The organism is Pseudomonas beijingensis (assembly GCF_030687295.1).
Lineage (GTDB): Bacteria > Pseudomonadota > Gammaproteobacteria > Pseudomonadales > Pseudomonadaceae > Aquipseudomonas > Aquipseudomonas beijingensis.
Genome location: NZ_CP117425.1, coordinates 5,864,189 through 5,876,216 on the forward strand (window position 1 = coordinate 5,864,189; position 12,028 = coordinate 5,876,216).

Consider the following 12,028-nt stretch of genomic DNA (forward strand, 5'->3'; position numbering starts at 1 on the left):
ATCGAAAGATCAGGGCTTTTTTCATTGCAAAATCATCAAACCCTGGCTGATGTTTGAGTCATTGTGGCGGGGGGATTTATCTGTGGGAGCAAGGCTTGCCCGCGATGAAGGCGGCGCGGTCCTTGGTGAACCGAGGCGCCTGCATCGCGGGCAAGCCTTGTTCCCACAGACGATGGGCTAGAGATCCATCCCCAACTCATGCTTGACCAACCCCAACAGCTTGTCGGTATCGATCGGCTTGAGCAAAAAGTCCACCACGCTCAAGTGCATGGCTTCGATGGCGTCCTTCACGTCGGCATCGCCTGACACGATGATGATCGGCAGCGCCGCCCGCGGAGACTCGCGCACCAGGCGGACCAGTTCCAGGCCATCGACATTGCCCATGCGCAAGTCGGTGATCAGCAGACCGATCGATGGCTTGGTTTCCAGCATCTTGAGTGCCGTTTCGCCACTGGCGGCGGTCATGCAGTGAATCCCGTCCAATGCCAGGATCTCCGACAACAGCTCACGAGCGTCCCTGTCGTCATCAACGATCAAGACGCGCTGCGGCGGCAGGTCAGGTTCCAACATGACGGCACTCAGCGCCTCGCGCTCATCGTCACTCAAAATATCGTGGTCGGGCATGGTGCTCTCTACTTTTTTAAATCGATCCTCTGGCACAGTGGTCAGACATCGTTCTGCGGCGCTTCAATGTGCACTTCGTCGGATTTTTTTCCAAGAACATTCAATGAAGATTTTTCTGACGCTTGGCGTAAGACTTTTCCGTAAGTCCGCCCCTGTGCAGCGACCTAGACTTACGTCCAATGGGCACCCCGCGCTGAGGGGCCGACCATGGTGAACAGATCCGACCACAACAATTCGAATAAGACTGCGTAATGGTTATGAAAAAAGCGGACGCCTTCATCCAGGCAGGGAAAACCGCGGTGTTGCAAAACATCCAGGGGACGCTGCAGTTTCTCCAGCGTTTTCCCCCGTTCAACCAAATGGAAAACGCCCACCTGGCCTATCTGGTGGAGCAATGCCTGCTGCGTTTCTACGCCCCGGGCGACACCATCATCAAGCCGGCTGACGGCCCGGTGGAACACTTCTTCATCGTCAAGCAGGGCCGGGTGGTGGGCGAACGTCCGCATTCGGCCAAGGGTGGCACCGAGACCACCTTCGAGATCACCACCGGCGAATGTTTCCCCCTTGCCGCGCTACTGGGCGAGCGGGCCACGCGCACCGAGCACCGGGCCGGCGAAGATACGTTCTGCCTGCAACTGAACAAGCAGGCCTTCATCAAGCTGTTCGCCCTGTCCGCCCCGTTTCGCGATTTCGCTCTGCGCGGGGTCAGCAGTCTGCTCGACCAGGTCAACCAGCAGGTCCAGCAGAAATCCGCGCAAACCCTGGGCACCCAGTACTCCCTCAACACGCGGCTGGGCGAGTTGGCGATGCGCCACCCGGTCAGTTGCAGCCCGGACACACCGCTGCGCGAAGCCGTGAAGCTGATGCACGAGCAACAGGTCGGCAGCATCGTGGTGGTGAATGAGCAGAAAGCACCGGTGGGCATTTTCACCTTGCGCGATCTGCGGCATGTGGTGGCCGATGGTTCCGGGGATTTTTCCCAGGCCATCGTAGGACACATGACCCAGGCACCGTTTTTCCTCTCGCCGGACCACAGCGCCTTCGACGCAGCCATCGCCATGACCGAGCGCCACATCGCCCACGTCTGCCTGGTCAAGGACCAGCGTCTGTGTGGCGTGGTTTCGGAGCGCGATCTGTTTTCCTTGCAGCGCGTCGACCTGGTGCACCTGGCCCGGACCATCCGCAACGCCCCCCGGGTGGAAAACCTCGTGGCCCTGCGCGGCGAGATCGGTCAACTGGTGGAGCGCATGCTGGCCCACGGCGCGTCGTCAACCCAGATCACCCACATCATCACCCTGCTCAACGACCACACTGTGTGCCGCGTCATCGAGCTGACCCTGGCCGACAAGGGCGACCCGGGCGTGCCGTTCAGTTGGCTGTGTTTCGGCAGTGAAGGCCGGCGCGAACAAACCCTGCACACCGACCAGGACAATGGCATTTTGTTCGAGGCCCGGGATGCCGCCCATGCCGCGCAGATCCGCGGCCTGCTGCTGCCCATCGCCCAACAGATCAACCAGAGCCTGGCCCAGTGCGGGTTCACCTTGTGCAAGGGCAACATCATGGCCGGCAACCCCGAGCTGTGCCTGTCCCGCGCCGAATGGGCCCGGCGCTTCGCGTCATTCATTCGCGAAGCGACGCCGGAAAACCTGCTGGCCTCGAGCATTTATTTTGACCTGCGGGTGGTCTGGGGCGATGAGCAAGGGTGCGAGCAGTTGCGCCAGCAGATCCTCGGACAAGTGGCCGACAATCGCCTGTTCCAGCGCATGCTGGCCGAGAACGCACTGCGTCATCGCCCGCCCGTGGGACGCTTCAGGGATTTCGTGCTGAGCCGCAAGAATGGCGAAAAGGCGACCCTGGACCTGAAAGTGCAGGGCCTGACGCCCTTCGTCGACGGCGCCCGCCTACTGGCATTGGCCAATGGCATCGAAGCCAACAACACCTTGGAACGCTTGCGGCAACTGGTCGTCAAGGAAGTGATCGAACCGCTCGATGGCGCAGCCTATGAAGAGGCCTATCACTTCATCCAACAGACCCGCATGCAGCAACACCAATTGCAAACCCGCGAGAACCTGCCCTATTCCAACCGCGTCGACCCCGACAGCCTCAACCATCTGGACCGACGCATCCTGCGCGAATCCCTGCGCCAGGCCCAACGCCTGCAAAGCAGCCTGACGTTGAGGTATCAGTTGTGAGCATTTTTTCCTGGTTGCGCCCAGCCCAGCCAATGGTGCCCGAAGAAATGCAAAAGCGCCTGGAACGCTTGCCGGCGGCTTCAGCCTTGGGTGAAGGCAACCTGCGGGAACAACGCTGGGTCGTCCTGGACCTGGAAACCACCGGGTTGAACCTGAACAAGGACCAGGTGCTGTCCATCGGCGCGGTGGTCATCGAAGACGGCGCCATCGACTTCAGCCAGCAATTCGAACGGACCTTGCAGTGCGATCAGCAAAAGCTCGGGCCCAGTGTGTTGATCCATGGTCTGGCGCCCAGTGCCATCGCCGCCGGCAGCGACCCGGCCGAGGCGCTGCTGGCGTTCATGGAGTTCGTGGGCGACAGCCCGCTGCTGGCCTTTCACGCGCCGTTCGATTCCCACATGCTCGGTCGCGCCTTGAAAGACTACCTGGGTCATCGCCTGCAGCATCCGTTCCTCGACGTGGCGGACCTGGCCCCGATGCTTTGCCCCCAGGCTCATCTGCGCAAGGCGGGCCTGGATGAGTGGATCGACTGGTTCAAGCTGCAAGTCTTCGACCGTCACAACGCCAGCGCCGACGCCCTGGCCACGGCGGAACTGGCGCTGATCCTGTTCAGCCGCGCCCGCCAGCAACAGATCCACAGCCCGCTGGACCTGCAACAACGCCTGAGCCACTGGAAACGACGGCAGCAGGCGCCTTCGCTCTAAATCCTCTGCTCCGAAGGTGGTTTACCTGTGGGAGCAAGGCTTGCCCGCGATGGTATCGCCTGGGATTGACAGACTGACCGAGTCGCCTGCATCGCGGGCAAGCCTTGCTCCCACAGATCTTTTTGAGCCCACAGATCTATTTGGGCCCACAGACTTATCTGGACCCACAGATCAGGTCCCGACCAGCGCCAATTGCTTTCCCGCCCCCGCCTCTGCCACAATCGCGAACAATTCTCGTTACTTAAAACTTCGGTGATGCTCCGTGTCGTCAGTCCCCAGTCCTCATAGTGATTTGGTTGGTGCGTTGTACCGTGACCATCGCGCTTGGCTATTGGCATGGCTGCGACGCAACGTGGCGTGCGCGCACCGGGCCGAGGACCTGAGCCAGGACACCTTCGTGCGCTTGCTGGGTCGCGAGGAACTGAAGGCGCCCCGCGAACCCCGGGCGTTTCTGGTGGCCATCGCCAAGGGCCTGCTGTTCGATTATTTCCGTCGCGCGGCCTTGGAGCAGGCTTACCTCACCGAACTGATGCTGATCCCCGAAGCCGAGCAACCCTCGGTGGAAGAACAGCAAATCATCCTGGAAGACCTCAAGGCCATCGATCGCCTGCTCGGCAAACTGTCGAGCAAGGCCCGCGCAGCCTTTCTCTATAACCGCCTCGACGGCCTCGGCCACGCCGAGATCGCCAAGCGCCTGGGGGTTTCGGTGCCGCGGGTACGGCAGTACCTGGCCCAAGGCATCCGGCAGTGCTACATCGCCCTGTACGGTGAGCCGACATGAGCCAGGCCCATGCCAAACCGGTCTCGGCCAGCGTGCTGGATGCCGCCATTGCCTGGCAGTTGTCTTTGGACGCGAGCAGCGCCCAGGAGCGTGAAGCGTTCGCCCGCTGGCATGCCGCCGATGAAGAACACGCCCGGGCCTGGCGGCAATTGGGCATGCTCGACCAGCGCTTCAGCGTGGCCAACGGGCCGGCGCGGGCGGCGTTGCTGCAATCGCGGGTGAGCATTCGCCGGCGTATACGCAAGATGGGTAGTGGCCTGGCCAGTGTTGTCGCGGTCATCGGTCTGGCGTTGTTTGCCGGGGATCGTTACCTGCCGCTGGATTACTGGCTGGCCGATCAGCGCACCGCGACAGGCGAGCAACGCACCCTGCACTTGGCCGACGGCACGCTGATCAACCTCAACACCCACAGTGCGCTGGACGTGCGTTTCGATGATAAGCAGCGCCGCATCGTCCTGCAGGAAGGCGAGATCCTGGTAGAAACCGGCCACGACGACCCACGTCCGTTCATCGTCGAGACCCGCGAAGGCCGCCTGCGCGCGTTGGGCACACGCTTCCTGGTCAAGCGTGAAGACGAAGGCACGCGCCTGAGCGTGTTGAAATCCGCCGTGGCGGCGCATCCCCAGGCCACGGACATCGAACAGATTCTGCGCGAAGGCCAACAAGTGCTGATGCGCCGCGACGGCCTCGGGCCGACTGTTGCCCTGAGCCCCGGCGCCGATGCCTGGACCCGCGGCATGCTGGTGGTGGACAACGCTCGCCTCGAAGACCTGGTCCATGAATTGGGGCGTTACCGGCGCGGCTACCTCGGCGTCGAGCCACAAGTGGCCGATCTGCGCATCACCGGCAGCTTCCCGCTGCACGACACCGACCTGGCCCTGGCCGCCCTGCTGCCGACCTTGCCGGTGCAGGTCGAGCATCACACACGGTGGTGGGTGGTGGTGGGGCCACGGGTTGAAGCCAAGCCCTGAATGGTTTTGTGTCAGTGATGGCCTCATCGCGAGCAAGCTCGCTCCCACAGGATGACTCGTGGGCGACCCGGTCAATGTGGGAGCGAGCTTGCTCGCGATGAGGCCATTCGCCCCACCACAAAGCCCCGCTGCAAAACGAATCTAAATTATTTTCATCCAGCCCTATCACTTTTCGACTTTCATCCGGCACCCAGGCAATTGAGAAATATTTCCATTCAGGAGCCGCCGTATGTCCCGCCCGCTAGACACCCTGTTGCGCCCCAGCCTGTTGGCCGTCGCCATTGCCTTCGCCGTCCCGTTGACCAGCGCCCCGCTGCTGGCCGCCGAACAAGCCACGAGCGTGCGCACTTACAACCTGCCCGCCGCGCCCCTGGCCAGCACCCTGAACCAGATCGCCAGCCAGGCCGGTCTCGCGCTGAGCCTGAATCCGTCCCTGGCCGCCGGCAAGACCTCGGCCCCGGTCCAGGGCCAGTTCGACGCCACCGGCGCATTGCGCGCGGCCTTGCGCGGCACCGGCCTGCAACTGGAACAAAGCAGCGCCGGTACCTATAGCCTGGTGGCCGTGCCGGAAGGCGTCATGGCCTTGCCGGAAACCAGCGTGATCGGTGCCGGTCTCAGTGAAACCGCCTGGGGCCCGACCGAGGGCTACGTCGCCACCCGCACCGCCGCCGGCACCAAGACCGACACGCCGATCGTCGAACTGCCGCGCTCCGTCTCCGTGGTTACCCGCCAACAGATGGAGGACCGTTCTGTCCTCAACCTCAATGACGCCCTGCGCTACACCGCCGGCGTACAGAGCAGCGGCTACGGCTCGGACTCGCGCAACGACTGGCTGCTGGTTCGCGGTTTCATACCAACCCAATTCCTCGATGGCCTGCCGCTGCCCAAGGGCAACTACATCACGCCGAAAATCGAGCCCTGGAACCTTGAACGCATCGCCGTGCTGCGCGGCCCGGCCTCGTCGGTCTACGGCCAGACGCCACCCGGCGGCATGCTGGACATGGTCAGCCGCCGCCCGCAGGCCGAAAGCAGCCATGAAGTCGAGCTGCAGGCTGGCAGCTACGAACACAAGCAGATCAACTTCGACAGCACCGGCAAAGTCGATGACGAAGGCCAGCTCCTCTACCGGGTCAGCGGCACCGTGCGCGACAGCAATGCCCAGGTCGATCACATCCCGGACAAGCGCTACAACCTCGCGCCGAGCCTGACCTGGAACATCAACGACGACACGCGCCTGACCTTCCTGTCCCAGTACACCCGCGACGACACCGGCATCACCGGGCAATTCCTGCCGCTGCAAGGCACCAAGCTGTCCTCGCCGGCGGGCAAGATCTCCCACCACAAGAACCTCGGCGACCCGGATTGGGAATTCTACGACCGGACCTACTACGCCCTCGGCTATGCGTTCGAACACCGCCTGAACGACACCTGGCAGTTCCGCCAGAACCTGCGCTACACCAAGAGCGACCTGGAAACCCAGGGTATCTCCGCTGGCGGAGCGTTTTTTCCTGCGGGCCCGGACCAATCCGTGGACGCCGACGGTAACGTCAAGCGCAGCGCCAGCGTCATCAACGAAGACATCAGCCAGTTCGCCGTGGACAACAACTTCCAGGCCGACTTCCAGACCGGCGCCCTAAGCCACACCCTGCTGCTGGGCCTGGATCACCAGCGCTCCAACAGCAATTCGCGCTGGGATTGGGGTTCAACTGGCGTGCCGACCAGCAACATCCACAACCCGATCTACGGACAGGATTTCTCCAACGTCCAGTACTTCACCATGTACGACTATAACCAGAAGACCCACCAGACCGGCCTTTACGTCCAGGACCAGATCGCCCTGGACAACTGGCGCCTGACCCTCGGCGGTCGTGAGGACTGGATTCACACCGGCACCGAGTTCCACAACCTGAACAACGTCACCAACACCCAACGCGACAAGAAATTCAGCGGCAACGCGGCGTTGAGCTACGTCTTCGATAACGGTGTGACGCCCTACATTTCCTTCGCCCAGTCGTTCCAGGCGGCAGCAGGTTCAACCGTCAGCAGCACCGAAGCGTTCAAGCCGACAGAAGGCGAACAGTACGAAGCCGGTATCAAGTATCAACCGCCTGGCACCAAGACCCTGCTGACCGCCGCGGTGTTCGACCTGACCCAGAAAAACAACTCCGTGACCGAAAACAACGTCACCCGCCAGGTGGGTGAAGTCCAGGTGCGCGGCCTGGAACTGGAAGCCTCGGGCGATGTGACCGACAACCTCAAGCTCATCGGTTCCTACACCTACAACGACAGCGAAATCACCAAGGGCGGCTCGGCGGAAAAAGGCAAGCGCATGGGCCAGGTACCGCGCAACCAGGCCACCGCCTGGGCCGACTACACCTGGCACCACGGCCCGCTGGACGGCTTCGGGGTCGGCGCCGGTGTGCGTTACGTCGGCGACACCTATGGCAACACCACCAACACCGACTGGGGCCATGTTGGCTCCTACACCGTGTACGACGCTTCGGCCCATTACGACCTGGGCCGTTTGAACCGTTCGCTCAAAGGTGTCTCGGTGGCGGTGGACGCGAAGAACCTATTCAACAAGGACTACCTGTCCACCTGCGACGGTTTCTACTGCTACTACGGCGACCAACGCAACGTCGTCGCCAGCGTGAATTACAAATGGTAAACGGTTAGCATTTGCGTAAACCTTTTGAGGGCGCCTGTAACTGGGATCCGTCAGACAAATGAAATCCCTGTGGGAGCGAGCTTGCTCGCGAAGACGGCGTAACAGTCGACATTGATGTTGTCTGGCACACCGCTTTCGCGAGCAAGCTCGCTCCCACAGGTTTCGCAGCGTGACTGACGGGTCTCAGAGATCGTGCCCTCTTGCATTCGGATCGCTCATGAAAAGCAAAACCATTCGCCGCTGGTCTTTCGTCCACACCTGGACCAGCCTGATCTGCACGGTGTTCCTGCTGATGCTGGCGATCACCGGGCTGCCATTGATCTTCCACCATGAAATCGAACACCTGCTGGGCGACGCCCCCGAGCTTCGGGAAATGCCGGCCGGCACGCCACCGCTGGACCTTGCGCAACTGGTGGAAAAAGCCAAGGCCCATCGCCCGGGAGAAGTGGTCCAGTATTTTGGCTGGGACGATGACGAGCCCAACGGCGTCATCACCATCATGGCGCCAACACCAGGGACCGAACCCAACGCCTCCCACACCTTCATGCTCGACGGGCGTACCGGCGAGGCCCTGGAAATGCCCTCGGCCAACGGAGGTTTCATGATGGTCATGCTGCGCCTGCACGTGGACATGTTCGCCGGGCTGCCGGGCAAGTTGCTGTTGGCGTTCATGGGGTTGCTGTTCGTGATTGCCATCGTCTCCGGGGTGGTCCTGTACCTGCCGTTCATGCGCCGCTTGAAGTTCGCCACGGTGCGCCGGGACAAATCCACGCGCCTGCGCTGGCTCGACCTGCACAACCTGATCGGCGTGGTCACGCTGGTCTGGGCGCTGACCGTGGGCGTCACCGGCGTCATCGCGGCATGCGCCGACCTGCTCATCGCCGCGTGGCGCAACGACAGCCTCAGCGCCATGGTCGAACCCTACCGCAACGCCCCGCCACTGACCCAACTGGCGCCGGCCACCCGGTTGCTGGACATCGCCAAAGGCGTCGCGCCGGGCATGGAGCCGAGTTTCATCGCCTTCCCCGGCACGCTGTTTTCCAGCGAGCACCACTACAGCGTCTTCATGAAGGGTGACACCCATCTGACCTCGCACCTGCTCACGCCGGTGCTGATCGATGCCACCACCCTGGACGTCACCGCCGTCGCCGAACGACCGTGGTACATGGACATGATGAGCCTGTCCCTGCCATTGCACTTCGGCGACTACGGTGGCCGGCCGATGCAGATCTTCTGGGCGACCCTCGATGTGCTGACCATCATTGTCCTCGGCAGCGGCGTCTACCTGTGGCTGGTGCGGCGTAAAGCGGCCAAGCGCGCAACCGTCGGCGCGGAGGTCGCCTCGTGAGGCCTCGGCAGTCGAGTTTCTGGAAAGTGTTTGGTATTCCCCTGATGATCGGTGCGCTTAGCGCGGCGGGGTTGTTCAGCGCATTGCTCGGTGATGGAGGCTGGGATGCGGTGAGCTGGGTTGGGCTGGGGATACCGACGGTACTGGGGGCTTGGGGCTTATTCAAACGGGGATGATTTCAACGTGGCACGAAACCTGTGGGAGCGAGCTTGCTCGCGATAGCGGAGCGTCAGTCAACTTCAATGCAAGCTGATTCACCGCTATCGCGAGCAAGCTCGCTCCCACATTGGACGCCACAGGCCAATCGGCCCCTCGCCAGTCGCCTTGGAACTGTCTAGGCTAAGCCCCTGGCCGTTCATCGAGGATACCCGCATGCCCACCCCCACCATGACGCTGTTCCACAACCCCGCCTCACCCTTCGTGCGCAAGGTCCTGGTGCTGCTGCACGAAACCGGCCAGCAAGACCGCGTGGCGTTGCAGCTCAGCCAGCTCACCCCGGTCAAGCCGGACCGGGCGCTGATCCACGACAACCCGTTGAGCAAGATCCCGGCCCTGCGCCTGGCCAACGGGACGGTGATCCATGACAGCCGCGTCATCCTCGACTACTTCGACCACCAGCACGTCGGCAACCCGCTGATCCCCCGGGACGGCGCGTCCCGCTGGCGACGCCTGACCCTGGCCTCCCTGGCCGACGGGATCATGGATGCGGCGGTGATGATCCGCTACGAAACCGCGCTACGTCCTGTGGAAAAACACTGGGACGAGTGGCTCGATGCGCAACGGGACAAGATTCGCCGTGCCCTGGGCCTGCTCGAAGCCGACGCGATTGCCGAACTGGCCTGCCATTTCGACGTGGCCTCCATCAGCGTGGCCTGCGCCCTCGGCTACCTGGACCTGCGCCATCCCGATCTGGAATGGCGCGAGGCCAACCCGCAATTGGCGGCGTGGTTTGCCGAGGTGAGCTTGCGGCCTTCGATGCTTGAGACGGTGCCCAGGATCTAGCTCTGCGTTAGCCGAGCCGGCCTTATCGCGGGCAAGCCTTGCTCCCACATAGACCTCGCTCAATCCGTGGGAGTAGGTTAACTCCCACATGGACCCACTCAACCTGTGGGAGTAGGTTAACTCCCACATGGACCCACTCAACCTGTGGGAGCAAGGCTTGCCCGCGATGGCAGCGCACCGGATCCAGAGGAAACAACCCAGCAATCAGCGCCACCAACTTTTCCCCCTCGCGCTGATCTTCACGCAACCCCAACGACCGGCTCATTTCACCTCTCCCAACTCGAAGTTCATCGCAGCCGCCGGCTTCGCCCCAACCCCATACCAATCCAGCTTGCGGGTCAGCACCATGAACACGCCCAGCAAACCAAACAGCAACAGCGAGCCCATCAGCAGCGCATAGTCCTCAGCGCTCAACAGGCCGTAGAGCAAACCGTACAAACCCGCCAGCCCCGCCGAGAACCCCAGGCCGTGGCTCACGCTACGCAGCACATGGCAGACATAAAACCCGATCAGCACGACACAGGCACTGGCCGATACCAGGTACGCCAGGGTGAAGCCGATGTGCTCCGACAACGACAACAGCAGCAGGTAGAAGAACGCCAGCGCCACACCCACCAAGGCGTACTGGACCGGGTGCACCGCCAGGCTCTTGAGCACTTCGAAGAGAAAGAAGCCGGCGAACGTCAGGGCGATGAACAGCAGCGCATATTTGATCGCCCGGTCGCTCTTGAGGTACTGGTCCACCGGGTCGATGAAGCTCACCCCGAAGGCTCGGCTGCGGAACGCTTCGCAACCATCGCTCGGCTCGCAGGCTTGCAACGTCTCCAGCAGGTTGGTGGAGAAAAACGAGGTCTGCCAGTCAGCACTGAAACCCTGCTCATTGATCTCACGATTGCTGGGCAGGTAGTTGCCGATGAAGCTCGGGTGCGGCCAGTCCGCCGACAGGTGCACCTTGGTGGATTTGCCCACCGGCAGAATCTGGAACTCGCCCGTGCCTTGCAGCCGCAGATCAAAACCGAAGGTCAGCTCAGGGCCACCCTGGGCGGTGATCATCGGCAGCGGTACATGCACGCCCTGCCCGAGCCAGCCGAGTCGCGAGCCGGGCAGGAAGTCGACGGTCTGCTGGTTCAGCGTCAGGGTCAGCGCATTCTCGATGCCACGAATATCGCTGATGCCGACGCTCAGGTACGGTTCGTCGAAGCGGTAGTCGGCAAAGTCCTTGGCGGCGACACCGTAGCGCTCAGGCACCTTAAAGCGGCCATCAATGCGGTTATCGGCGTGGAACATCCGCGCTTCGTAGATGCCCCGGGCACGGGTCTCGGTGCGGACCTGGCCGTCGAGCTCGAATTGCTCCGGCAAGAAATACAACTCGCCCGTGCGCTCGACGGTTTCCAGGAAACGCACGCCGGTCTTCTCGTTGGTGTTCCAGACCTTCACGCTCTTGCGAAACGGCACCACGATCATCGGTCCGATCAGTTGCTGGTTGTAGCTGGAGCTGCGGGCGATGTCCTGCAGCACACCGTCGCGCAATTCCTGGCGCTCGTCGATGAGGCCGTTGATCATCAACAGCGGGATCATCAGCAAGAGAATCAAGAGGGCGATCATGCCCAGTTTAATGGCGAGACTGCGGTTCATGTGGGGCTCTCCCTGTTCGAATGAGGGAGAGTCTGGGGTGGCTGTGTGAGGCGTTTATGGGGGGAATGTGGAGATTGTGTGGAGAAGCAGAACCAGGCACCTC

Annotated in this window: 10 protein-coding genes; 8 read left to right on the top strand and 2 right to left on the bottom strand. The window is 62.2% G+C overall.

What is annotated here, in order from left to right; genetic code table 11:
- Window positions 1-177: 177 nt before the first annotated feature.
- A complete protein-coding gene (locus PSH84_RS26100) occupies window positions 178-624 on the bottom strand; it encodes a response regulator (RefSeq protein ID WP_122566650.1) in 447 nt (148 codons plus the stop codon).
- Window positions 625-875: 251 nt separating this feature from the next.
- On the opposite strand from PSH84_RS26100, the gene PSH84_RS26105 reads away from it, so the two are divergent.
- The 8 genes from PSH84_RS26105 (at window position 876) to PSH84_RS26140 (ending at window position 10,290) form a co-directional block, all read left to right on the top strand.
- The gene (locus PSH84_RS26105) at window positions 876-2,816 is read left to right on the top strand and encodes a putative nucleotidyltransferase substrate binding domain-containing protein (RefSeq protein WP_122566649.1); all 1,941 of its coding nucleotides are present in this window, start codon (window positions 876-878) and stop codon (window positions 2,814-2,816) included.
- A complete protein-coding gene (locus tag PSH84_RS26110; RefSeq protein ID WP_305468698.1) occupies window positions 2,813-3,520 on the top strand; it encodes a 3'-5' exonuclease in 708 nt (235 codons plus the stop codon). The genes PSH84_RS26105 and PSH84_RS26110 overlap by 4 nt, the downstream gene beginning before the upstream one ends.
- Window positions 3,521-3,782: 262 nt before the next feature.
- Window positions 3,783-4,301, top strand: coding sequence for an RNA polymerase sigma factor (locus PSH84_RS26115; protein WP_305468699.1), 519 nt, complete (start codon window positions 3,783-3,785; stop codon window positions 4,299-4,301).
- Complete coding sequence (locus PSH84_RS26120; protein WP_305468700.1) at window positions 4,298-5,272, top strand: FecR family protein; 975 nt, start codon at window positions 4,298-4,300, stop codon at window positions 5,270-5,272. The genes PSH84_RS26115 and PSH84_RS26120 overlap by 4 nt, the downstream gene beginning before the upstream one ends.
- Window positions 5,273-5,501: 229 nt before the next feature.
- Window positions 5,502-7,940 carry a TonB-dependent siderophore receptor gene (locus PSH84_RS26125; RefSeq protein WP_305468701.1) on the top strand — a complete coding sequence of 813 codons (2,439 nt, stop codon included), beginning with the start codon at window positions 5,502-5,504 and terminating at the stop codon, window positions 7,938-7,940.
- A 217-nt stretch (window positions 7,941-8,157) separates the two neighbouring features.
- On the top strand, window positions 8,158-9,288 hold the full coding sequence (locus tag PSH84_RS26130; protein WP_305468702.1) for a PepSY-associated TM helix domain-containing protein: 1,131 nt from the start codon (window positions 8,158-8,160) through the stop codon (window positions 9,286-9,288).
- Entirely contained in the window at window positions 9,285-9,464 is a 180-nt protein-coding gene (locus tag PSH84_RS26135) for a hypothetical protein (protein WP_305468703.1), read from the top strand. Before PSH84_RS26130 ends, PSH84_RS26135 begins: the two co-directional genes overlap by 4 nt.
- 196 nt (window positions 9,465-9,660) lie before the next feature.
- On the top strand, window positions 9,661-10,290 hold the full coding sequence (locus PSH84_RS26140) for a glutathione S-transferase family protein (RefSeq protein ID WP_305468704.1): 630 nt from the start codon (window positions 9,661-9,663) through the stop codon (window positions 10,288-10,290).
- A gap of 261 nt (window positions 10,291-10,551) precedes the next feature.
- Here the strand turns inward: PSH84_RS26140 and creD are convergent, their stop codons facing one another.
- Window positions 10,552-11,925: a cell envelope integrity protein CreD gene (gene creD / locus PSH84_RS26145; protein WP_122566640.1), complete on the bottom strand. Its 1,374-nt coding sequence runs from the start codon at window positions 11,923-11,925 to the stop codon at window positions 10,552-10,554.
- Between the last annotated feature and the right edge of the window lie 103 nt (window positions 11,926-12,028).

Coding starts and splice junctions, on each gene's coding strand:
- PSH84_RS26130 (WP_305468702.1), top strand. CDS start 8,158: ATGAAAAGCAAAACCATTCGCCGCTGGTCTTTCGTCCACACCTGGACC.
- PSH84_RS26125 (WP_305468701.1), top strand. CDS start 5,502: ATGTCCCGCCCGCTAGACACCCTGTTGCGCCCCAGCCTGTTGGCCGTC.
- creD (WP_122566640.1), bottom strand. CDS start 11,925: ATGAACCGCAGTCTCGCCATTAAACTGGGCATGATCGCCCTCTTGATT.
- PSH84_RS26100 (WP_122566650.1), bottom strand. CDS start 624: ATGCCCGACCACGATATTTTGAGTGACGATGAGCGCGAGGCGCTGAGT.
- PSH84_RS26120 (WP_305468700.1), top strand. CDS start 4,298: ATGAGCCAGGCCCATGCCAAACCGGTCTCGGCCAGCGTGCTGGATGCC.
- PSH84_RS26105 (WP_122566649.1), top strand. CDS start 876: ATGGTTATGAAAAAAGCGGACGCCTTCATCCAGGCAGGGAAAACCGCG.
- PSH84_RS26140 (WP_305468704.1), top strand. CDS start 9,661: ATGCCCACCCCCACCATGACGCTGTTCCACAACCCCGCCTCACCCTTC.